This is a genomic window from Pedobacter sp. AC190 (assembly GCF_979258025.1).
The window spans coordinates 3017178-3041479 of sequence record NZ_OZ409824.1 but is presented as its reverse complement, the minus strand read 5'-3'; the positions used below and the strand labels follow the sequence as shown (position 1 = coordinate 3041479).

20 protein-coding genes and 2 tRNA genes are annotated in these 24302 nt (G+C 35.0%); 7 read left to right on the top strand and 15 right to left on the bottom strand.

All coding sequences use genetic code 11. The annotated features are described in order from the left end of the window. Positions 1–102 precede the first annotated feature (102 nt). The 3 genes from ACZZZI_RS13370 to ACZZZI_RS13360 all read right to left on the bottom strand — a co-directional run bounded on the left by ACZZZI_RS13370 (position 103) and on the right by ACZZZI_RS13360 (position 4783). Positions 103–2550 (bottom strand): TonB-dependent receptor domain-containing protein, encoded by a 2448-nt coding sequence (locus ACZZZI_RS13370; RefSeq protein WP_463489656.1) that lies wholly within the window; start codon positions 2548–2550, stop codon positions 103–105. Between the two features lie 118 nt (positions 2551–2668). Then, positions 2669–4426 (bottom strand): PspC domain-containing protein, encoded by a 1758-nt coding sequence (locus tag ACZZZI_RS13365; RefSeq protein ID WP_463489655.1) that lies wholly within the window; start codon positions 4424–4426, stop codon positions 2669–2671. 21 nt (positions 4427–4447) lie between these two features. Next, positions 4448–4783: a PadR family transcriptional regulator gene (locus ACZZZI_RS13360; protein ID WP_316756162.1), complete on the bottom strand. Its 336-nt coding sequence runs from the start codon at positions 4781–4783 to the stop codon at positions 4448–4450. Positions 4784–5261: 478 nt separating this feature from the next. Between ACZZZI_RS13360 and ACZZZI_RS13355 the strand changes: the two genes are divergently transcribed. Both ACZZZI_RS13355 and ACZZZI_RS13350 read left to right on the top strand, forming a co-directional pair. Continuing rightward, positions 5262–6725, top strand: coding sequence for an amino acid permease (locus tag ACZZZI_RS13355; protein ID WP_316756159.1), 1464 nt, complete (start codon positions 5262–5264; stop codon positions 6723–6725). Between the two features lie 194 nt (positions 6726–6919). After that, the gene (locus tag ACZZZI_RS13350; RefSeq protein ID WP_463489654.1) at positions 6920–7084 is read left to right on the top strand and encodes a hypothetical protein; all 165 of its coding nucleotides are present in this window, start codon (positions 6920–6922) and stop codon (positions 7082–7084) included. 12 nt (positions 7085–7096) lie between these two features. On the opposite strand, the gene ACZZZI_RS13345 is transcribed toward ACZZZI_RS13350, so the two are convergent. The 6 genes from ACZZZI_RS13345 to recO form a co-directional block, all read right to left on the bottom strand. Beyond that, the gene (locus ACZZZI_RS13345; RefSeq protein WP_463489653.1) at positions 7097–7993 is read right to left on the bottom strand and encodes an NAD(P)/FAD-dependent oxidoreductase; all 897 of its coding nucleotides are present in this window, start codon (positions 7991–7993) and stop codon (positions 7097–7099) included. Between the two features lie 57 nt (positions 7994–8050). Further along, complete coding sequence (locus tag ACZZZI_RS13340) at positions 8051–8695, bottom strand: class I SAM-dependent methyltransferase (RefSeq protein WP_463489652.1); 645 nt, start codon at positions 8693–8695, stop codon at positions 8051–8053. A 57-nt stretch (positions 8696–8752) separates the two neighbouring features. After that, the gene (locus ACZZZI_RS13335) at positions 8753–9664 is read right to left on the bottom strand and encodes a UbiA prenyltransferase family protein (protein WP_463489651.1); all 912 of its coding nucleotides are present in this window, start codon (positions 9662–9664) and stop codon (positions 8753–8755) included. 122 nt (positions 9665–9786) lie between these two features. Then, positions 9787–9861, bottom strand: a tRNA-Val gene (locus tag ACZZZI_RS13330). 45 nt (positions 9862–9906) lie between these two features. Then, a tRNA-Val gene (locus ACZZZI_RS13325) sits at positions 9907–9981 on the bottom strand. A 63-nt stretch (positions 9982–10044) separates the two neighbouring features. After that, entirely contained in the window at positions 10045–10770 is a 726-nt protein-coding gene (recO, locus tag ACZZZI_RS13320) for a DNA repair protein RecO (protein WP_424059605.1), read from the bottom strand. Between the two features lie 123 nt (positions 10771–10893). On the opposite strand from recO, the gene ACZZZI_RS13315 reads away from it, so the two are divergent. Beyond that, the gene (locus ACZZZI_RS13315; protein ID WP_463489650.1) at positions 10894–13245 is read left to right on the top strand and encodes an efflux RND transporter permease subunit; all 2352 of its coding nucleotides are present in this window, start codon (positions 10894–10896) and stop codon (positions 13243–13245) included. Between the two features lie 967 nt (positions 13246–14212). Beyond that, entirely contained in the window at positions 14213–15268 is a 1056-nt protein-coding gene (locus tag ACZZZI_RS13310) for an IS110 family transposase (RefSeq protein ID WP_463488481.1), read from the top strand. A 74-nt stretch (positions 15269–15342) separates the two neighbouring features. Here ACZZZI_RS13310 and ACZZZI_RS13305 read toward each other — a convergent pair whose 3' ends face one another. Beyond that, positions 15343–16392 carry a TerC/Alx family metal homeostasis membrane protein gene (locus tag ACZZZI_RS13305; RefSeq protein WP_316756145.1) on the bottom strand — a complete coding sequence of 350 codons (1050 nt, stop codon included), beginning with the start codon at positions 16390–16392 and terminating at the stop codon, positions 15343–15345. Next, entirely contained in the window at positions 16393–17364 is a 972-nt protein-coding gene (locus ACZZZI_RS13300; RefSeq protein WP_316756143.1) for a polyprenyl synthetase family protein, read from the bottom strand. It abuts the gene before it with no gap. A gap of 336 nt (positions 17365–17700) precedes the next feature. On the opposite strand from ACZZZI_RS13300, the gene ACZZZI_RS13295 reads away from it, so the two are divergent. The 3 genes from ACZZZI_RS13295 to ACZZZI_RS13285 all read left to right on the top strand — a co-directional run bounded on the left by ACZZZI_RS13295 (position 17701) and on the right by ACZZZI_RS13285 (position 19667). Then, positions 17701–18213 (top strand): DinB family protein, encoded by a 513-nt coding sequence (locus ACZZZI_RS13295; protein ID WP_424058414.1) that lies wholly within the window; start codon positions 17701–17703, stop codon positions 18211–18213. Positions 18214–18228: 15 nt separating this feature from the next. Next, a complete protein-coding gene (locus ACZZZI_RS13290) occupies positions 18229–19221 on the top strand; it encodes an alpha/beta hydrolase (RefSeq protein WP_463489649.1) in 993 nt (330 codons plus the stop codon). Between the two features lie 149 nt (positions 19222–19370). Beyond that, positions 19371–19667 (top strand): PH domain-containing protein, encoded by a 297-nt coding sequence (locus tag ACZZZI_RS13285; RefSeq protein ID WP_463491798.1) that lies wholly within the window; start codon positions 19371–19373, stop codon positions 19665–19667. Here ACZZZI_RS13285 and ACZZZI_RS13280 read toward each other — a convergent pair. The 4 genes from ACZZZI_RS13280 to ACZZZI_RS13265 all read right to left on the bottom strand — a co-directional run bounded on the left by ACZZZI_RS13280 (position 19664) and on the right by ACZZZI_RS13265 (position 24212). Beyond that, positions 19664–20632: a YpdA family putative bacillithiol disulfide reductase gene (locus ACZZZI_RS13280; RefSeq protein ID WP_463489648.1), complete on the bottom strand. Its 969-nt coding sequence runs from the start codon at positions 20630–20632 to the stop codon at positions 19664–19666. The genes ACZZZI_RS13285 and ACZZZI_RS13280 overlap by 4 nt on opposite strands. A gap of 102 nt (positions 20633–20734) precedes the next feature. Beyond that, positions 20735–22147, bottom strand: coding sequence for an MBL fold metallo-hydrolase (locus ACZZZI_RS13275; protein ID WP_463489647.1), 1413 nt, complete (start codon positions 22145–22147; stop codon positions 20735–20737). 117 nt (positions 22148–22264) lie between these two features. Then, positions 22265–23281, bottom strand: a complete 1017-nt coding sequence (locus tag ACZZZI_RS13270) for an asparaginase (protein WP_463489646.1) — start codon at positions 23279–23281, stop codon at positions 22265–22267. Between the two features lie 163 nt (positions 23282–23444). Then, entirely contained in the window at positions 23445–24212 is a 768-nt protein-coding gene (locus ACZZZI_RS13265) for a TatD family hydrolase (protein WP_463489645.1), read from the bottom strand. Positions 24213–24302: the final 90 nt, after the last annotated feature.

Genomic DNA, 24302 nt, shown 5'->3' with positions numbered 1-24302 from the left:
TTTTTGAGTTTATTGGTTCAATAGTAAATAGTTCGCTAGTCAATCTTTGCAATCTGACTATTTGAAATTGATTAGCAGTTTATTGAGAATTTAAATACTAAACTACCCTCCTGCTCTTCCTTTAATATCATCGGTAGCGGTATTTCTCGATCTTGCAGATTTTACATTTTGATTTCCGAAGCCATAACTGATACTGAAATTAGCTCTTCTACTGGTATATCGATTGGTAACCTGAAGATTTACATTTTGATATTCTAAAGCACCTTTCCAATAGTTGGTTAAAAGAATATCATCCATATTTAAACGCAATTTTAACTTTTTATTGAGCAAACTTTTCTGAATACCAGCGTTTAATGCGTATTGTGCAATTGTTGTTTGCTCTACACCCGATACTTTTGGCGAACTATACCAGAAACTGACTTCGACTGTAAAGTTTTGCGGTAGAATAAAGGTTTGATTGGTGTTAAAATTATAAGCCACTTTCGAAGCACGAAAAGCCGCACCTTCTAAATTCCCATCTTCAAATTTGTTGTAATAAATACTTGCATTATTTTGCATATTCCACCATTTTGCAACCTTAACCGGGAAATAAACTCCAGCCGAATAATTTTGAGCACGGCCTAAATTTTGTCTAATTACGCTAACAATTCTAGTTACTTCATCCTGTTGACTAATTTGAGTAATCATATCGCGGGTATCGGCATAATTTAAAGAAAATGATACTTGTTTGTAACCGTATGATACTTCGAAATTATCGGTGAATTGTGGTTTCAAATAAGGATTTCCCTGATCAACAGCATACGGATCCATATAAAATGAAAAGGGATTAAGCTGCTGATAATTTGGGCGATCTACCCTGCGACTGTAGGAATAACGGATATTGTTATTTTCGTTAAGTTTCTGATTAACAAAAACAGTAGGGAAAAGCGACAAATAATTACGATCGACTTCTTTATTGCTGGTTATTGAATTACCATTTGAGTGTGTGTGTTCTGCTCTTAAACCTAACTGTACTTGCCACACCTTCCATTCTTTAGAGAAATTACCATAAATCGCATTAATGTTCTCCTTATAAATAAAATTGTTCGATTTGTTTGCGTCGTTTTGCCAGCTGCCTGATAAAAACTGTTCTGATATGAAATCGTTATTGGTAACGACATAACTGCTTTTTAAACCAGTTTCGAACTTCATCGTTTTATTAATCGGTAGGGTAAAATCGGTTTTCGCAGCAAAAATATCAATGTTTGCATCGGTATTATTTCGTAGCAAAGTGGTATTGGTTTGTTGCCCGCCCTGATTTAAATACCTGGCATTAAATTGCTCATCCTTCTTATTGTTGAAGTTAGAGTAATCAACATCGAAAGAAATATTTTTGCCTGTTTTATCAAAATCGTGTTTAATATTGAAGTTTGCGGTAAGGTTGTTAGCTGGCGAATTAGAATAAGCATCCTGAAGTACAGAATTTGAACTTGCCACATTTGATTGAACTTCATTAATCAATGTATTGCTAAAATTATTAAGTTTTGTTTTAACGGTATTCGCATCAATCATCACTCCAAAAACTGTTTTTTCAGAAGCATAATAATCGGCTCCCATCTTGCCCTGAAAACCTACACCTTTGTTTTTACGATCAAAATCCTGAGTAAAAGAGCTTGCCAAACCATTAGCGAAAGTTGTTCTCGTAAGAAAGGTATTATTAAAACTAGCTTTTCTAGCTACCGTACCATTTCCAAAGATATTCCATTTACCTTCTCTATGATTTAAGTTCAGGTTTAAGCCTGCCCGAGCCAAATCTGTGGGCGAATCGGGCATAATGCCTTGTCCACCGTTTAGCGATAATGTTCCATTTGTACCGTAAGCCTTATTTCTTTTCAATTTAATATTGATAATGCCCGCATTCCCTGCGGCATCGTATTTTGACGAAGGGTTTGTAATCAACTCAATTGTAGCAATCTGGTCGCTACTCATGTTACTAAGCAAAGTGGTAATATCCGCTCCCGATAGGAAATTCGTTTTCCCATCAATCATTACCGTTACACCCGATTTATTATTCAGCTTAATTTGCTCGCTTTGGCGGTCGATTTGTACGCCTGGTGCCTTTTCTAAAACCTCCAAGGCCGTACTTCCAGATGATACAATGCTATTCTCGACGTTTAAAACCGTTTTATCTATTTGATGTTCGACATATGGTTTACGACCTTGAACACTTACTTCTTTAAGTTGCTTTGCTTCGCCATTTAAAATAATTGATGGTAATTTTAAATCTCCTGTTAAAGCAAAGCTTTCGGTTTTTTTGGTTTTATGTCCCATCATCGAAACAGACAGACGATAATTACCCTCTTTTAACTGGTCGAAAATAAATTCTCCATCTACATTGGTAGAACCGCTTTTTACTATCGTTGTATCAGGAGAATTTAAAACTTTTACCACGGCAAAGGCCAGTGCTTGTCCTTTTTCATCAACAACTTTCCCCGAAAGTTTGCTGTTTTTTTGGGCAAAGGAAGCCCCACATGCGATTAAGCATGCAATTAGCGTAAGTAATGTTTTCATGGTTTCTTTTCTTTTTAAATCATCCCGACTTTAGCTTAGCGCCAATTAGCAGCACAAAGAAGTCTTTTAACGTAGCGTTAACACCAAAAGATTTCTCTGCCCTGGCCGAAATAACAAGTTATTGGTTGTCTTGATTTTCTTCAATGTTAATACCTAATTCTTGTTTAACTTCTCTAATCCTGTTTGATACAGAATCCTGATAAACCGAATCAACGGGTTTCTGTTTCTGCAGCACTTTTAAATCAGATAGTTCCTGTTCAAGTTTTTGCTTTTTTACAGCTTCTTCTTTTAATTGAGCAACGCATCTTAACCCATCTTCAGTCATAATCCAGGTACTGTAATCATTGGAGTCGTTTTCTTTATCGGCACAATCCCAGGTTCCATAATTGTTAATGTAACGGTAAGAATCTTCTTTGATAATCACTTTTGTTCCAACAGGTATTTCCAGATTGATCCATACTTCCTGATTTCTCCAGATACTTCCTTTTCTTAACTGAAAGCGTGGATTAAATATTAACGATGATTCTTTAGCGGTATAGGTATAACTTATATTTTGAGCGTTCTGTAAAGCACTTTGAAAGGTTTTTCCCTGCGATTCGAATTTCTGAACCAATCTGGTTACACCTGTTTCGCTTTTGATAATATTAATCCGAACGTTATTTGGCGATACGAAAGGTCCGTCTTCAAAATCATCAATCACAATCTTGTTTCTTTGGTTTCCATCAATGTGGTACGCAACACTATCTTCCTTACTGAAATATTTGCTTCTATCAATATCGATTATGTAAGTTGGCAAAGTTTTCAATTCGGTTGTTTCTGTTAATTCGGCATGTTGTTTAAATTCTGACGAAATTTTTGCAGCCTGATAACCAACCGTTGCAGCACCAGCTAACCAAATAATTAACAAAGCGAACGAAAGTGTTTTGTTTATAGCTTGTTTACTAAAAGCAACACGAATAGAGAAAAGTACCAGAGCTAATATCGGTATGAAACACACAATAAAGGCGCTGAATAAAATTACACCACGATTGCCTTCATTAATGATGGAGAAAGGAAAGAATTCATAAATGCTGGCATCCCAGAAACCCTGAAAGGCAGCTGTACCAATAATTAAAGCCAGTAAAAACAGTACCCCAAAAACGACAATAAAAATTGCAATTATTTTGAAAATGACTTTACCTGTTCCAGCCATAAAGCGACCTAACCATTCGAAAAACTCACCAACAAAGTTTCCAAATTTGGTTATTAATGGTTGTGCATGTTTGTTTACTTCGGTTAAGCGTTCTTTAACGGCCAATAACTCTTCGTCTAAATTCTTTTGAAAACCTTGAAGATTTGCTGGCTCGCCTTTCATTTCCATTTTCTCGATGCGCGATTTTGCTTTTGGCATAATAATCCAAAGCAAGGCATAAACCAGTAACCCCGAGCCGCCTATAAAGACAGATAAAATGGCTGCTATCCTAATCCAACGTGCCTCAAAATTTAAGTAGTGTGCAATACCCGCACAAACGCCCGCAATTACGCGTTCATCCATATCACGGTATAATTTCTTATCGGTAATTTGATATTGGTATGCGGTGTTCACAACAGGCTCTTCCTCTCCCTCTTCTACCGTATCAAAATCCTGTACCCTACCCATTTGAGCAATTACAAAATTAACATTGGCAGTATCTACAACTTGTTTTTTCTGCTCTTCCAGCTGCTCAAAAAGCAATTCGGCAATACGATTTTCTATATCAGTTACAATTTCCAAATCATCTGCATGATTGGCAAAATGTTGTTTCACCTCGTTTAAATAAGCCTTTAAAAGCTCGTAGGCACTTTCCTCAATATGTATTATGGTGTTGCCTATATTTATGATGATGGTCTTTTCCATTTCTTTGCGGTTATAAATAATTTATGAATTGGCTCCTTTTTGTGAAATACCCACAGCATAAGCCAGCTCCTGCCAGGTTTGATCTAATTGAGATAAAATGCCCCTACCATCTTCGGTAAGTGTATAATATTTACGGGGAGGGCCCGAGGTAGATTCTACCCAGTTGTAGCTTAACAAACCGTTGTTTTTAAGCCTGGTTAATAATGGATATAATGTGCCCTCAACCACCAAAAGTTTTGCCGACCTTAATTCAGCAATAATATCTGAGGCGTAAATTTCTCCTCTTGCGATGATTGATAAAACACAATATTCCAGAATTCCCTTCCGCATTTGCGTTTGCGTATTTTCTGCTATCATAAAACAAAGATATATGTTTTATACAATACTATGTATTACATAGTACTAAAATAATTTCAAATAATACTATAAAATACTGATAATCAATTAAATAATTTTAATGAAAAAATTTAATGAAAGAAAATAATCGAATAAATTGATGTTTTTTTGAGTTTTTAGGAAAGCAGAGCCAGTGAATTTTCGGTCAATTCAGCCCCGCTAATGCTTCAATCTTTTTTCAATTTCGGTAATTGCTGATCGAAAGTTTTACAAGAAAAAAGGATTTTCGCGTATATCGGGTTTAGAAAATTTGGCCAGTAAAATAAACCTGGGTTGATAAAAAAAAGAGCAAGATTTGAACAATATTGTCTCTTCAAGCCAACAAAGTTTTACTACACAATATTCAATTTAAATTAATTGTTCCTTGCAAAAAACAAATAACTACAAACGCGATAGATTTAATATATTTTCATAATTTTGCAGCTCTATAACTTTTTTCATGAAAAAATCTATTGCCAGCATTGTTGCAGAGGCAAACCAAAGTGGCGAAGGAACCTTAAAAAGAACCTTAGGACCAATCAATTTAATTTTAATAGGCGTTGGATTAACCCTTGGCGCTGGCTTATTCTCTATAACAGGTTTGGCAGCTGCTAATCATTCTGGCCCTGCAGTAACACTTTCCTTTGTTATTGCAGCATTAGGTTGCGGTTTTGCAGCCTTGTGTTATGCGGAATTTGCTTCGATGATTCCTGTTGCGGGTAGTGCATATACTTATTCTTATGCTACAATGGGCGAGCTTTTCGCCTGGATTATTGGCTGGGATTTGGTGTTAGAATATTCTGTTGGTTGCGCAACCGTTGCCATCAGCTGGTCGCAATATTTAACGAGGTTTTTGGCTAGTTTAGGTATTTACCTTCCTCCGCAATTAACCTTATCCCCCTTCGAAACCGCTAAACTTGCCGACGGAACTACCGTAAATGGAATTGTAAATATTCCAGCTGCGTTGGTGGTGGTTTTAATGACCGCAATTTTAATACGTGGCACAAAAGGATCGGCTATTGTTAATGGTATTATTGTATTTTTAAAAGTTGGCGTTGTGTTGCTTTTCATTGCGTTAGGCTGGCAATATATAGATCCTGCAAATTATCACCCATATATTCCTCAAAATACTGGCGAGTTTGGCCATTTTGGCTGGAGTGGTGTTCTACGTGGTGCGGGCTTGGTATTTTTTGTATTCATTGGTTTCGATGCTGTTGCAGCATCTGCCCAGGAAACTAAAAACCCCGCAAGAGATTTACCAATCGGTATTATTGGTTCTTTGGTTGTTTGTACAGTTTTATTTGGTTTATTCGGCCATGTTATGACAGGCTTGGCTAATTATAAAGAATTTGCAAATAGTGGTGCTCCAGTAGCAATCGCAATCGAAAAAACACCATACGCCTGGTTAAGTCAGGCAATTATTTTAGCCATATTAATTGGCTATACATCAGTAATTCTAATCGATTTAATGGCGCAATCCAGAATGTTTTATTCGATAAGCAAGGATGGCTTATTGCCGAAAATGTTTTCAGATGTACATTCGAAATTTAAAACGCCCTATAAATCGAATATTATTCTTTGCTTATTTATTGGTTTATTTGCAGCATTTGTACCCATGAATGTTGTAGGCGAAATGACAAGCATCGGTACATTACTTGCCTTTTTAATGGTTTGTGTAGGCATTCTGATTCTGAGAAAAACCGATCCTGATGCAAAGCGTCCTTTCAAGGTTCCTTTAGTACCATTAATCCCGATTTTAGGAATTATTACTTGTGTTGTAATGATGGTTTTCCTCCCATGGGAAACCTGGTTGAGACTTGCAGTTTGGCTAATAATTGGTTTAGCAATTTATTTTTGGTACGGTAAAAAGAACAGTAAGCTAAGTTTAAACTCAAAACAGAATAACGACTCAACAAGCTTATAACCAACCACATAAAAACCCATCTGTGTAATTTTCAGTACATACTGATTATCAAATAGATGGGTTTAAACCTTATTTACAACTAGATAAATATCAATTATTTAACATAAAAATATAAGTTATCCACAATTTAACATCTTGCTACTTTTTTGGCTTGGGATTTGCCTTGGTTTTATCAACCTATAAAACATTTCCCTATGATTATTAAATTAGACACCTCCGTTTTTAGAATCGCAAGACCTAGAACAGAAACCAAAGAAAAAACAATTGTTCCCTTAACTAAAGCACAATGGATTAAGGCTGATAGAATTGTTATTATCTCCATGTTTATTGCAACTATTGCAGGTGCAATACTTTTTTAATCAGTTGCTCAATCAAAAATCTTCCGAAATCATTGCCCTATTCATCATAACAGCAGCCATTGTACCTGATGCTGTTACTACTGATAGACCTCTGGCTGGTGAAATACAATCGCCTGCAGCATAAATACCTTTAGCTGTTGTTTCGTATTGCTCATTAATTACGATTAAACCACTGTCGTTAAGTTCATAATTTAAGTCGATGTACAATTCAGCATGTTGTTTCATTTCTGGCCTTGCATAAACGGCTTTCAATGGCAAATGCTTTCCACTTTTAAAAATTACCTTTTGTAATAACCCCTTATGGTGTTGAAATTCCAGGATTCCATCATCAATTATGTTAATCGATTTTGATTGCAGTTTTTCTCTTTGTTCATCGTTAAATTGCGAAATACCGTTGGTCAATACGGTTAAATCTTTATTCCAATGATACAGATTTTTAGCCATTTCAAAAGCCATGTCTCCATTCATCATTAACCCAATGTTCTCATCCCGAACTTCATAACCGTGGCAATACGGACAATGAATAACTGAAATTGCCCAACAATCGGCAAAGCCTTTTATATCTGGCATTACATCTTTTAAACCTGTTGCAATCAGAACTTTTCTTGAGGTAAATTTTTCTCCATTTTCCGTTTCAATTAATACACCATTTTCTAAATGCTTTGCAGAGATAACAAAATCATTTAAAAATTCAACCGTTGGATATTTTAGAACCTCAGCTTTTGCCTTTGCTGCGATATTTGAAGGCACATCGCCATCATGAGTTAGAAAGTTATGCGAATGTGGCGTTTGAGCGTTACAAGGCTTGCCTGAATCAATAATTAGCACCTTTCGCATCGAACGACTTAGAGCCAATCCAGCTGATAAACCTGCGTAGCTACCGCCAATAATAATTACATCGAAATCCATAATCGTATCTTTTGATACAAAATTATAAATTCAATCTACAAACGCAATATAGTTGCATTAAATATTTGTCATATTATTTTTAATAAACACACAAGCTTTAATAAAAGCCGCATAGTAGAATCGCTCTTCAACTATTTGATATTGTTCTGCTACGAAATAAGGCTTTACATCGATTAGGTTTGTGGCCTCTACTATGCCTAACATTTTAAAAAACACGTACATTGATTTTAAAACAAGCCACTTCCACCATTTGCCTTTATTCGTATTTAAGGAGAAATCGACCAGTAACCATTTGCCATTTTGTTTTAAAAGGTTATTTAGTTTTGAAAACACAACTTCTATTCTTTGTTCAGAAAAGTTATCAAATAAAAAGGGTGTTAGGATGACATCAAAAATTAGGTTGGTTTCAAAATCTTCAATACCAATATTTACAAACTCAACTTCATTACCTCCGTAGTTTCGGGCCCTAGAAAGTGCCAGCATTTTTGCAGAAATTTCTACGTAGATAATTTTAATACCTGATGGATGCAGCTTAGCAATTTCTTCTAAAATCCACCCTGTACCACCACCAACAATTAAGACAGAACTATCCTCAGGGATGTTATGTAACTGATTGATTTGCGCATTAACCTGCGATTTAAAAAACACCAATCGACTTAAGGTATCATACTGATTGGCTATTTTATCGTAGTTGTTGATCAAATTTTTAGGATTAAAAAATTAAGATTTTGCTTGTACCGAATTAAAATTCACAGAAAGTTATTTCACAAATTGCATACCTATTATTCCGCAAATCGCTTTAAATAATATCAAGCCATCGATCACCATTAAATAATATAGGATGTTTTTTCTTTTATGCATAGAATAGGCAATATAAATGGTAAAAATGAATGGTAGTACATTGAAAAAAACCTGCCAAATACCAAAGCCTTTAAAATAGGCAAAAACACCAAGCGAGGCCAATCCGATTACTAATAATGGAATCAGAACATTGAAAATTGTTCGTCGTAACCCATAACGCACTACAAAAGTTCTCAAGTGTTTATTCGCATCCGTCGGGTAATCTTTGATATCGAAAATAATGGCATTGACTGTACAAAACATCCAGTTTTTAATAAACAACCAAGTCCACAAAACTGAATCGTGGTAACCAATTCCTGTTTCAATTTTGAGCATTATTAAAGGCAAAACATTTGCACAGCAAGCCCAAACGAAACCAATAACAAATGCCTTAAACCAACCCGTGTTTCTTAAATTAAATTTAAGGAATGATTTGGGGAGCAAACCATAATATAGCCCTCCTGCAATAACGATCACGATAATCGCAATCCAATAGCTTAATGGCAATTCTAAAATATTGCGAAAGTTTTGATACAATAAATTTACCGCAAGCAGCATACAAACAACGAAGAGAATAGTCTGGCTCCAGTTTATAAATTGCTTGTGCTTAAAATACCACTGGTTTCTTGGATTGGTTGCCGAAGGTGCTACGGAAACCTTATTGTACGCATACGTGTAGTAAATTGTTGGGGCTAGAAATAATAAAAGGAAATAATTAATTGAATTATAAGGCAGGCGCAGTTGTTGTGTAGCCTCGAGCGTTAAGGCAACGGCTAAAATCCCAACAAAGTAATTTCCAAAGAAAATAAACCGAATAATTTTATTCAACATTTAGGGTAAATTATTTTCTGATTGCCAATTTCGGATATTAAACCGAATATATGCCTAGAAGTTTATATTTTAAAAATCAGCGCATAAAAAAAGCCTCTCATTTTAAAATGAAAGGCTTGATGTGGGAAATGAGGGGTTCGAACCCCCGACCCCCTCGGTGTAAACGAGGTGCTCTGAACCAGCTGAGCTAATTTCCCATTTGGGTATTGTATTAAAATCTTCTCAAATCCTTGAAAAGTGTGTGGGAAATGAGGGGTTCGAACCCCCGACCCCCTCGGTGTAAACGAGGTGCTCTGAACCAGCTGAGCTAATTTCCCTTTCCTTTTGGGAATGCAAATATAGTGCTATATTATTGTTTCGCAAATCTTTTTTATTTTTTTTCAGCTTAGTAATGTTTCTAAGATTTTATGGGATTGAACTTCGCCAAAGGAGGCTGTATGTAAGGTATAGAAAACCAATATCTTATCTAACAAAAATCGCCTTTGGGTGTTACTCATTTTTATTTCAGAAATTTTTTCAAGCGTTGTATTAAATAAATAAATAAAGCTTAATGCGTCTTCTAGCTGAAGATAATTTGCATGAATAGGCACTCTGGAAACAAATGCTCCTTCTTGTAAATCGAAATAAATTTGGTCTGTTCTTCTTTTTTCGTTTGGTGAAAAACCTAAAAAACGGGTTAATTTTAAGAGGAAAGATAAATGAAAGTTCGGATTAATTTCCTCACTCTCATCAAACCAGGCTATTGAATTAAAAATGTAGTCAAATAAACTTTCATCGGCCGATTGCTGACGTATGCTTTTATAAAGCACTTCATTAAGAAAAATTACAATACTTGTTTTAACTATATCGTAAGGAATAGTTTTGAAAACAGGCGTTTGCCTAACTTCTGAAACCCGTTGAATACTTGTATTTGCTTTGTGATAAACCACCATATCCAATAGATGCAGCGATTGAAGCATATTCATCTTAATCTTCGCTTTAGGCTTTTTCACACCGTTAATTAGATAAGATTGCATACCGAATTTATCAGTTAAAACCTGAACAATTACACTGCTTTCGCTGTAATTTGTAGTTTTTAAAACAATACCTCTAACCTTGTGCAACATTCGATTAAAACAATTTTTTCAAAAGTATGTTATTTGTGCAAATTTAATTGCGCAAAAAGTCATTCTGATTTATAAATAAGATTAGTTTTGCCGTTATCATTATAATTTAAAACTAGACTACACATGTGGGTAAAGCTATCGAGGTTTATTCTTCAGAACCGTATTGCTATAATCGTTTTCTTCGTACTCGGCACTGTTTTTATGGCCTATCAAGCCAAAAACGTAAAACTTTCTTACACAGGAAGTAAAATCTTACCTGTTACCGATAGTGCTTTTATTAAATATAATAATTTCAAAAAAACTTTTGGTGAAGATGGAAGTGTGATGGTTGTTGGCATACAATCGCCCGATATTTTCAAAAAAGAAATCTACAACCAGTGGGTTCAGCTTTCTAACGACATCCAGAAGTTAAAAGGCATAAAAGCAGTTTTATCATCTGGTAGAATTTTTCAGTTAGAGAAAGATACTGTCGAACAGAAATTTGTATTAAAAGCGATTCCTGGAGGCTTGATAAAATCGGATGCAGAAATGGATTCGATAAAAAGCATATTGTTTAACACGCCATTTTTTGAAGGCTTAGTTTACAATAAGCAAAATGCTACCTTAATGGCTATAACTTTTGATACTAAAATTTTAAATACCGCCCAACGTAATCCTATTTTAAAAGAAATTGAGGCAAAGGCAAAAGCATTTCAAGAGAAAACCAAAATACAGGTTCACATTTCGGGCCTGCCTTATATACGCACTGCGGTAAGTAAATTGGTAAGCAACGAGTTTGTATTATTCCTGGGCTTATCAATTCTTGTTTCAGCACTCATTTTACTAATATTCTTCAAAAAGTTTTATGCGGTTTTCTTCCCGATTTTAGTGGTGATCATGGGTGTAATCTGGAGTATTGGAACTTTAGTTTTATTTGGATTTGAGTTAACCATATTGACAGGATTGATACCACCGCTTATTGTAATTATCGGCATTCCTAATAGTATATTGCTTTTAAATAAGTATCAAAATGAATTAAGAAAGGATGGAGATAAACAGCGTGCTTTAAGCGTAACAATTGAGCGAATTGCCATTACTACCTTAATAGCTAACATAACCGCAGCCATTGGCTTCGGCGTTTTATACTTTACGGGAAGTGAATTATTAATGCAATTCGGTAGTGTTGCATCTATTAATGTAATGATTACTTGGTTAATGTGCTTATGTTTAATTCCTATTATTTTCAGCTACTTACCTGCTCCAAAACTAAAAGCGCAAACTCATGTTGAAGAGGGATTTTTACACAAACTATTGGTTAAAACAGATAAGTTGGTTCAACAAAAAAGCAGCTTAATTTATATTGGAACAATCGTTATTTCTATTATCGCCTTTATTGGCGTTATGAAAATTAATGTAAATGGTTATGTGGTTGATGACTTACCTAAAAATTCTGAAATTCTAACGGATTTAAAATTCTTTGAAAAGAACTTTGAAGGGATTTTGCCTTTAGAAGTAAGTGTTGACACAAAGAAAAAAAATGGCGTTTTTAATCTTACCAATTTGAAAAGAATGGAAAAAATGGAAAAGATGATTTCTGCTTATCCAGAGTTTTCGCGTTCGATTTCGGTTAATATGGGCTTGAAATATGCTACACAAGCTTTCTATAACAACGATTCTACTTTTTTCCGTTTACCAGATAACATGGAAAAAAACTTTATCCTGGCCTATATAGCAAGTGGTGGAAAAGGCAATGCAAGTTTGTTAACCAACTTTGTGAGTAAAGGCAATCAAAGTACTAGAATTAGCTTCCAGATGGCAGATGTTGGCTCAAAACGCTTAGATGCAATAATGGCTGAACTTAAACCACGCATCGATAGTATTTTACCTCCAGATAAATTTGATGTAGAGTTAACGGGCTCTAGTGTAATCTTTTCGAAAGGAACTGATTATATGCTGAAACATTTATTCGAAAGTATTGGCTTAGCAATTGTTTTGATTTCTCTGTTACGTTTAGCGCAGTTTAAAAGCTTAGGTATCATGTTTATCTCTCTGTTACCAAACATTGTTCCTTTAATTATTACAGCTGGAATTATGGGTTATTTCGATATTTCATTAAAACCATCTACCATTTTAATTTTCACCATTGCTTTTGGTTTGGCCTCCGATCAAACCATATATTTCTTAACTCGTTATCAGCAGGAATTGAATTTAACTAATTTTACTGTCCCTAAGGTTATTACTGATACAATTACAGAAACGGGCGTGAGCATGACCCATATTGCCTTAATTCTATTCTTTGGTTTTGGAATTTTCACTGCTTCTACCTTCGGTGGAACAGTTGTTTTGGGTCTCCTTCTTTCAATTACGCTATTCGTGGCACTAGTTTTCAATTTAACATTACTGCCTGCTTTGGTTTTGTGGTTAGATAAAAAGAAAGTTAGAAAATTTGTTTCTGCAGAAGATACAGCTAAGCACTTAAAAGAATTTGATCATTAATAAGTTAAGCCGTTCTAGATTCGCAACCATAAAAATTTAAAGGGATAATTACTTCGAGCTTAAATTAAACTTATGTTCTTAGATGTGAATTATTTCAAACATTAAGGAATTAAGAAAATTAAGGCTTCCAGCTTAAATTAAACTAATAATTCTTAGATGGTAAAGAATATATTAACCATTAAGGAATTAAGAAAATTAAGGCTTCCAGATTAAATTAAACTTATGTTTCTTGATGGTAAAAATACCTTAAATATTAAGAAAATATAAAGCCACAAGCTTAGATGAGCGTTGTATACTTAGATGGTGAAAAAAATATATTAACCATTAAGGAATTAATAAAAGTAAGGCTTCCAGATTAAATTAAACTTATGTTTCTTGATGGTAAAAATACCTTAAATATTAAGAAAATATAAAGCCACAAGCTTAGATGAGCGTTGTATACTTAGATGGTTAAAAAAATATATTAACCGTTAAGGAATTAATAAAAGTAAGGCTTCCAGATTAAATTAAACTTATAATTCTTAGATGGTGAATTATTAACCATTAAGGAATTAAGAAAATTAAGGCTTCCAGCTTAAATTAAACTAATAATTCTTAGATGGTAAAAGAATATCTTAACCATTAAGGAATTAAGAAAATATAAGGTTATCAGCGTAAATAAACCTTGCAATTCTTATATGGTAAAAATATCTTACCGTTAAGGAATTAAGAAATATAAGCTATCAGATTAACCGTATGTTTCTCCTATGTTTACAAAGGCTTAAATTTGTGAATATAATTGAAGGAGGATGAGAGCACATGGATGTCTAAATAGCTTTTTAGCATATTGTAACTAAGAACTTGCCTCATCCTTTTCTATCTTTTCGAGTTTGAACAGAATGTAAGGAACCATGCTTCATGATATCCAGAATATCCAACCAGGAGAGAAAACGAAGAGAGATTCATCAATTACATTATAAGATAAAAGATGAAAAAAGTATTAAAACAAGTATTGGGCATAGATGTAGCCCAGAAAGAATTAGTGGTAACCTTAGGTAGAACACTGGAAGATTTCACTATCGAGCTTTATGCCCATAAGGTTTTTAAGAATAGTGATTCGGGGATCAGATCACTATTGGAATGGGTTAAAAAACATACGGATAATACGATAAATATTCGTTACGTAATGGAGGCCACAGGCGTTTACCACCAGAAAATTGCCTATCATCTGGCAGAAAATGACTATGAAGTAAGTATTATTCTGCCAAATAAGATAAGCAACTATATGCGCACATTAGAGAACAAGACCATCACTGATAAAACTTGTTCAGAAGCTATAGCCCAGTTTGGATTAGAGCGTAAGTTAGATAATTGGCAAAGGCCAAAGGCGGTATATAGAAATCTTCAACAACTATCACGAGAGCGTGATCAAATTGTATCAGAAAGATCCATGGTTAAAAATCAGTTGCATGCAGAAAGTTCTGAAGCATATCCCTACCAGAAAAGTATAGAGCGGCTACAGGACAGAATATTTTTTTTGAATAAACAGGAAAAAGAAATCAAGCAAGATATCAAAGAGATTGTTAGCGAAAATAAAGATTTGGAGCAAGAAGTGCGGATTATGAGCTCAATACCGGGTGTTGGAGAATTGACAGCAATAATAGTTCTGGCAGAAACTAACGGATTTGAATTGATACGGAGTAAAAAACAGCTTACCAGCTACGCAGGCCTTGATGTAAAAGAAAAACAATCCGGTACATCAGTAAAAGGAAAGCCAAAGATATCTAAGAAAGGAAATCGAAGTTTAAGAAAGGCAATGTACCTGCCGGCATTAAGTGCTGTTAAATGGGACGAAAGATTTAAGGCAATATATGCCAGAATTGTGGGTAGAAATGGAATAAAAATGAAAGGGTTAGTCGCAGTACAAAGAAAATTATTAGAAATGATGTATATATTATTTAAAAATAAAAATACATATGATACCCATTATCTTGAAAAAGAGAATAGCGTACAGATACAAGATCAGTACGCTATTACAGGCTAGTTCTGGACTGCCTAGAAAACAAAATTAATAAAATATTATTTGGAAATCAACACAGAATCTTAGATGGTGAAAAATTATTTGTGCGCTACCTTCTTCGGGAAAACCAGCGATGCCACTACACTAATTACCAGAATACTTAGAATAACAATTAACGAATGTTCTGTGGTAAAACCCCATTTCTCCAAGTAATCGTGGGCAAGCATTTTAACTCCAATAAATGCTAATAAAAAGGCTAAGCCTGTTTTCAGATAATGAAATTTATGGATAATATTTACCAGTAGAAAGAACATAGAACGCAGTCCCATAATCGCAAAAATATTCGAAAAGAAAACAATATATGGATCTTTGGTTACGGCAAAAATTGCTGGAATAGAATCGACAGCGAAAAGCAAATCGGTAAATTCTACAATTAAAAGCACCAGGAATAATGGGGTAACGAATGTTTTGTGATTAATTTTTACAAAGAAATTTTTACCCTCATACTTTGGGTGAATGGCAAATATTTTCGAGGCCCATTTTACCACAGGGTGATTTTGAGGATCTATTTTGTCGTCTTCTTCTTTACTGAAAAACATTCTAACTCCTGTAAATACTAAGAAGGCGCCAAAAACATAAAGTATCCAGGCGAACTTTGTTATTAATGCTGCCCCAATGAAAATGAATATAAAACGCATAATAATTGCGCCCAAAATACCCCAAAACAATACTCGGTGATAATATTTCTCCTCTACCGCAAAAGCCGTAAAAATTAAAACGATTACGAAAATATTATCTACAGAAAGTGCATATTCTATCACATAACCAGTCAGGAATTCTAGTCCAAGATTTTGCCTGTAGATGGCCAAACTACCGTCAAAATCATCAGGAATAAGCTTTATTCGATGTTGGTGTTTGGCTACAATCTCCTTTAGGTGTGCAAAATCTGTTATTCCATGTAATTGGTGACCTTCAGTAAGCAAAATAAAGTAAAATCCGATTGCAAGCACAATCATAATTAAACTCATTATTCCAGCCTGTTTTAAGCTTACAACATGTTCCTTCCGACTAAAAAGACCTAAATCTAAAGCCAGGATAAGCACAATAAATAGAAGAAAGCCTATGCTAAAAAGTAACTCGTTGCTCATTTATTTTTTACGTTCAGTTGTGTATAATACAAGTTGTTCTAAGCCAGTTCTTGCTTCACCAGTTTCAAACTCGTGTAAAATATCAAAAGCTTCCTTTTGGTATTCCTGCATTTTCTGATTGGCATAGTAAACACCTTCTTTAGCGTTTACAAAATCTATAATCTGTTGAATTTTAACTGGGTCATCCTGATGATTCTTTACCAAATTAATAATCTGCTTACGCTCTGCTTTTTCTGCCTTATTTAAAGCGTAAATTAAAGGCAAAGTAACTTTCTTCTCCTTAATATCGATACCAAGCGGTTTACCAACATCGTCAGTTCCAAAATCGAAAGTATCATCTTTAATTTGAAAAGCAATACCAACCTTTTCGCCAAACAACCGCATTTTCTCTATAGTAGCATCATCGGCACCAGCCGAAGCCGCACCTGCAGCGCAACACGAAGCAATTAAAGAAGCTGTTTTCTGCCGGATTACGTCGAAATATAAATCTTCCGAAATATCCATTTTTCTAACCTTTTCAATTTGCAACAATTCGCCCTCGCTCATTTGTTTTACCGCTTCCGATACAATTTGTAACAAACGATGTTCGTTATTGTTTACAGATAGCAATAAACCTTTTGCTAAAAGATAATCGCCAACTAAAACAGCAATTTTATTCTTCCATAAAGCATTTATTGAGAAAAATCCGCGACGCTCGTAGGCATTATCCACCACATCATCATGCACCAACGTTGCGGTGTGTAAAAGTTCTACCAAAGCAGCACCACGATGTGTCGATTCGGTAATTCCACCGCAAAGTTTTGCGGCAAAAAACACAAACATGGGGCGCATTTGCTTGCCCTTTTGTTTTACAATGTAGTGCGTAATCCTATCTAGCAACGGCGCATCGCTGTGCATAGATTCTTTAAAGGTTTTTTCAAACGCTTTAATATCGGCTGCTATAGGTTTTTTTATCTGTTCAATTCCCGGCATTAAGTCGAAAAATTTTGAATGCAAACTTAAGCTAATTTCCCATAAAAAGATAATGTATATTGCTAATAATAAGGATTTGGAAAGCTAAGGAACTACAAATTACATTCTTCAGTCCTGCGCTTCACTTTACTTCTCCCGATTAAACCTGTAAAAGTTCGAAAGCTTCAATTCAATTCATTAGGGCAGATGTTAAAAATCGGGAGTCGTGCTCGTTCCGCTCAGGTTTATAAACATAAGTTTATGCAATCCAAACCGAAAATGCAGATTTTCAAATCCATTGCAGGTTTCAGTTATTCATTAAATATTTTACCTTTAGTTAGATTAAAAAGCAGTTAAATGTCCCAAAAACTAGAAGTCTGGCAAAGAGGCCCATCGCCCGAATTTATAACTGTATTGCAACCTATTGCTCACGCATTATTGCAAGCCAGAGAAGAAATTAATGAATACATGCAGCACTTCCCTGTAGAATTACTATGGTTACGCCCGGCAAACATGGCATCTGTAGGTTTCCATCTTCAGCATTTAAGCGGTGTACTTGATAGAGTTTTCAGTTATGCAAGAGCAGAAAAACTCACAGATGTTCAATTCGAACAACTATATGAAGAAGGGAAGGATTCTACTGAAGGTTATAGTATAAATGCATTGGTTGAAAGATTTAATAAACAGGTAGATTTAGCATTACAGCAACTCAAATACACTGACGAAGCGACTTTGGGCGATTATCGTGGCGTTGGAAGAGCAGGTTTACCATCAACAGTTATTGGCTTACTATTTCATGCTGCAGAACATACCATGCGCCATGTTGGGCAATTGATGGTTACCGCAGCAGTTGTAAAAGAGAAGCATTAAAAATCAATTATCCAGATGAAAAAACGTTATAAAGTTCTGCTCGGATTATCTGCAATTTTGGTTGCGGCTTATTTTGCTGGACCAAAGCCTAAAAAACCATTATATCTGGCCACACCAGTAAAAGTTCCCGAACTAAAAGAACTTGAAAAATATGTAGCCGAGATTGAAAGCAAGCATAAAATTAAGCCTGGCAACGAGGCAGAAATTATTTGGGCAGATTCTACACACCAGCAAACCGAATATGTAGTTGTTTATCTACATGGTTTCTCGGCTTCGAAAACAGAAGGCAACCCAGTGCATTTAAATTTGGCAAAGAAATTAAAAGCAAACTTATACCTCGCCCGCCTTGCAGATCATGGCATAGATACCATTGCACCAATGCAATATTTTACAGCCGATAGACTTTGGGAAACCAGTAAACAAGCTTATGCCATTGGAAAAAAATTAGGTAAAAAAGTAATTTTGGTTGGCACTTCTACTGGTGGAACCGTAGCCTTAAAACTTGCAGCAACTTATCCACAAATCAACAGCCTAATCTTACTATCGCCAAATGTTGCAATAAATGATAAAAATGCCTGGATGCTTAACGACCCATGGGGTTTGCAAATAGCCAGAAAGGTGCTTGGCAGCGATGAACGAACGGTTGATGGAAGAACGCTGGAATACAAAAAATACTGGTACACCAACTACAGAATCGAATCGTTAGTAGAGTTACAAGAATTTGTAGAAACCACGATGACTAAAAGCGTTTTCGAAAAAGTAAAGCAACCTGTATTAATGCTCTATTATTATAAAAACGAAACCGAACAGGATCCTGTTGTGCGTGTTGATGCCATGTTAAAAATGTTTGATGAGCTTGGAACACCAATCGAATTAAAAAAGAAAATAGCCATTCCAAATGCTGGAAATCATGTATTGGGTTCTTACTTGACTTCGAAAGATTTACCAAGTGTAGAAACAGCCATTGAAAATTTTGCGGGTAATGTTTTGAAAGTGCCAATAAAGTAATATGTTTTTCAAAAGCACAAAGAGCACCTATTTTATTGTTATCGTGTTATTTGCGGTTTTTGGACTGTTATTGATGTCTTTTTATCAGCTTTTTGCTAGAAATGATTTCATGGTAATAATTCCATTTCAGCTAATAATGTTGGGCTTGCATTATTCTCTTAGTTTGGATTTATTTTAAAACCTATTACCAGCTTACTTCTGAATATGTATTGTACAGAACAGGCCCTATTGCTGGAAAAATAAAAATAGATCGCATTTCTGAGATTATAACTGGAAAGATTGCTTTTGCAAATTTTAAACCCACAACAGGTATTAATGGATTAATTTTGAAATATAAGCGTTGGGATGAGATTTACATTTCACCCGAAAACAAGGACAAATTTATAGAAGAGCTATTAAAACTGAATAAAAATATTTTGATTACCGATTTAAGTAAGAAAGTTTAAACAACAATATTCCCTATAATTATTTCAGCATGAACCCTCGAATTTTCGATAAAAAGCTTGTGCGTATCTAAACCACCGCAAACTACACCAGCCAGATACAAACCTTTAACATTTGTTTCCATGGTTTCTTCATTGTAAACTGGGCACAGGCTTTCGGGCAAATCGATTCCAAATTTACGAAGCATAGAAAAATCGGGTTGATAACCCGTCATAGCAATTACAAAATCGTTGGCAATGGTTTTTAAACCTTCAGGTGTTTTTATATCAACTTCATTCTCTCTAATTTCTACTAATTCAGAATTGAAAAGAGCTGCAACTTCACCTTCTTTAATTCGATTTTGAATATCAGGACGAACCCAATATTTTACATGCGGACCAAGCTCTCCACTACGCACAACCATAGTTACATTTGCACCTTTACGGTAAGTTTCGAGTGCAGCATCTACACCAGAATTATTTGCTCCAACCACAACTACATTTTGAAATGCATATAAGTGCGGGTCTTTATAATAATGCGTAACTTTAGGTAAGTCTTCACCAGGTATATTCATTAATAATGGGACATCGTAAAAGCCAGTTGAAACAATTACATTATTTGCCGTATAATTTGTTTTTGATGTATGAATTTCAAAAACTTCATCATCATTTTTAACTACCTGCTTTACTGTTTCAAAAAGATGAATATTCAAATCGAACTTCTCAGCAACACGACGATAGTATTCAACTGCTTCGTTTCTATTTGGTTTAGGATTAATCGTTACAAAAGGCACACCACCAATCTCCAGCTTTTGAGAAGTGGAGAAGAAAGTCATGAAAACGGGGTAATTAAATAAACTATTTACGAGCGCACCTTTCTCTACAATTACGTAACTTAAGTTAGCCTTTTTTGCTTCAATAGCACAAGCCATACCAATTGGACCAGCGCCAATAATAAGGATATCGTAATGATTTTGAGTTTGTGACATATTGTTTTGTTTACCAGCTTAGACTTTTAAATTAACAGGTGAACATTGATTAGTTTAATATAACTCCCTCTAAAAGATCTTGGAGGGTGAAACCCAACTTGATTAGCCTTTCATTGCTTTACTAGGGCAAGCAAAATCTGTTCTTTTTAAGTTTGTATTTTTTATAGCGCCATAACCTCCTGCAACATCGATTACGCTTTCTACCCCACGAGATTTTAAAATCGAAGCTGCAATCATAGATCGATATCCGCCAGCACAATGAATATAATAAGTAGATTTATTATCGATCTCATTCGTCCAATCGTTTATAAAGTCTAGAGGACGACTTAGGGTAAACTCTAGATGTTCGGATTCATACTCGCCAGGCTTACGCACATCAAGCGCTATAATTTCACCCGAATTTGAAGCAATTTCAAATTCATCTGCAGAAATAGATTCAATGGTATCAATTTCTTTTCCAGCTTCCGTCCATCTTTCAAAACCACCATCCAGATATCCAATTGTACTATCGTAACCAACACGAGTTAAGCGTGTAATGGTTTCTTCTTCTTTGCCTTCATCGGTAATTAATAAAATCGGCTGCTGCAAATCGGTAATTAATGCACCAACCCAAGGCGCAAACTGCCCGTTTAAACCAATATTTATAGCATTTGGAATAAATCCCTTAGCAAAAACCTGTGGGTCGCGTGTGTCTAACATTATGGCTCCTGTTTGGTTAGCCAAATCTTCAAAAGCCTGAGGCGTTAAAGGATTTAATCCTTTTTCGTAAACGTCATCAATACTTTCTACTCCACCTTTGTTAATCGCTGCATTTTTTGCAAAATACTGTGGCGGAGGCATAATACCATCCGTAACTTCTTCAATAAATTGCGCTTTAGTTGTTGCCTTTAAGGCGTAGTTAACTTGTTTCTGATGACCTAAAGAATCAAAAGTTTCTTTACTCATGCTTTTGCCGCAAGCCGAACCAGCACCATGCGCTGGGTAAACAATTACATCATCGGCCAAAGGTTTAATTTTTTCATTTAACGAGTCGAAAAGCATTCCTGCCAAATCTTCCATTGTTAAATTGCCTTTTTGTGCTAAATCTGGCCGACCTACGTCACCAATAAAAAGTGTATCGCCACTGAAAATGCAATGATCTTTTCCATTTTCATCAGTTAACAAATAAGTTGTAGATTCTAGCGTATGGCCAGGCGTATGCAAAGCCGTGATTGTAATATTTCCGATTTGAAATTGCTCGCCATCTTTGGCTACATAAGACTTGAATTCAGTTTTCGCAGTAGGACCGTAAATAATTTCGGCACCAGATTTTTCGGCTAGATCTACATGCCCTGAAACGAAATCAGCATGAAAGTGAGTTTCAAAAATATATTTAATGGTTGCACCAGCTTTTTCTGCTTTCTTTAAATAAGTTCCAACCTCTCTCAGCGGATCAATAATTGCAGCTTCGCCATTACTTTCAATGTAATATGCAGCTTCTGCTAAACAACCCGTATATATTTGTTCTATTTTCATGTTATCTCCTTTCCGTCATGCTGAAATAAATTCAGTAAGACGACTATGCTTATCGACAAAAATAGAGCTTATTACTTATAACCGAAATGATGAGGGTCATAATTGCAGAAGTTTTACTTAATTAGTTAATTCGCCACGCAAAGATTGTTCCATTAACTTCTTACTTTCATCGATCGGTAAACCTAAACCCATTACAAACATAAGTTTGGTTACTGTTGCTTCGAAAGTTAAATCGAAACCACTTAAAATACCCATTTGCTGTAATTCACGGCTTGTTTCGTACCTGCCTAACTGAACAGAGCCTTTCTTACATTGAGAAATATCGACAATAATCTTATTGTTATCTAACGCATGTTGCAAGCTATCTAAAAACCATTGTGCCGTTGTAGTGTTCCCCGAGCCAAAAGTTTCGAGAATAATGGCATCTACTTTAGATTCAGTTATGGCTTGTACTGCCTGTAATGTAATTCCAGGATATAGTTTTAAAACTCCAATATTAGAATTAAAATTAGTGCGCAAAATTAACTTTTCTGTAGGCGCATTTAAAATATAATTACTGTGAAACTGTAGATGAACGCCTGCTTCTGCTAACAAAGGGTAGTTTGGAGAACGAAAGGCCTCAAATTTTTCTATATTATATTTTATAGAGCGATTACCTCTAAATAACTGAGCATCGAAATAAATACAAACCTCGGGCACTAAAGCTTTGCCATTCTCTTTGGTTGCGGCTATTTCCAACGCAGTAATTAAATTTTCCTTTGCATCTGTTCTAATTTCGCCTATTGGTAATTGAGAGCCTGTTAAAACTACGGGCTTGCTCAGGTTTTCTAACATAAAACTTAAAGCAGAGGCCGTAAAAGCCATTGTATCTGAGCCATGAAGAATTACAAATCCATCGTATAAATCATAATTTGCATGAATAAGTTCGGCCAATGTTTTCCAAATTTCGGGATCCATGTTGGATGAATCCAAAACTGGACTAAAAGAATGAACATCCAAATGATAATTTAAACGATTTAATTCAGGAACATTTTCTTTAATCTGTTCAAAATTAAAGGGAATTAACATTCCGTTATCTGGGTCGTTTATCATACCGATAGTTCCACCAGTATAAATTATAAGAATTTTGTTCATTTGGTTTGGTAAGGGTTGCTCACCGCAAAGAAAGCAAAAAATTACAAATGATTAGATAATATTTATAAAATCATAATAAACAATCTCATAAATCAATTATTATTAACAATAACGTAATTTATAATCGCTTTATTTACCAATAACGTAAAATAATCTATATTTTTTAAACCCCGAAAATTTTCTTTGAATTTTCGGTTGTTACATTCGCAATCTCTTCAACTGTGCAACCATAAATATCGGCAAGTTTTTGCGCTACGTAAATCAAATAGCTGCTTTCGTTAGGCTTTCCTCTAAAAGGAACAGGCGCTAAATAGGGTGAATCGGTTTCTAAAACTAAATCAGCCAAAGGAATTTGAGCTAAAACAGCATCTAACCCCGATTTTTTGTAGGTTACGACTCCTCCAATACCCAAATAGAAATTCAAATCTATGGCTTGCTTTGCCTGTTGTTCGTTTCCTGTAAAACAATGAAAAATACCTCTAAGTTTTTCATCCCGCTCACTTTCTAAAACTTCAAAAACTTCATTAAAGGCTTCTCTGCAATGAATAACTATTGGTAAGCCCATTGTTTTGGCCCAGTTTATTTGCGTGCGGAAAGCGTCTTGCTGAATTCCCAACGTCGTATTATCCCAATATAAATCAATACCAATTTCACCGATTGCATAAATTTTTCTATCCGATATGCTTTTGTAAATTGTATTCAATTGAGCAATGTAATCTTCCTTAACATCGCATGGATGCAAACCCGCCATAGCAAAACAATTTTCAGGATATTTGCTTACCAAATCATCAATCATTGCAATTGATTTTACATCTACATTGGGCAAGAATAAACGATTTACATTATTCTCAAAACAGCGTTCCATTAACTGGGCTTGTTTTTCTGCATCTTGCTCGTAATATAAATGCGTGTGTGTATCGGTAAAAATCATGGTGCAAAGTTAAGGATTAAGCCGAAAGCGAAAAACTCAAAATTAAAAGTTAAAGTTTAGCAAAAAGAAAAGCCCTGAGATCTTAAAAAT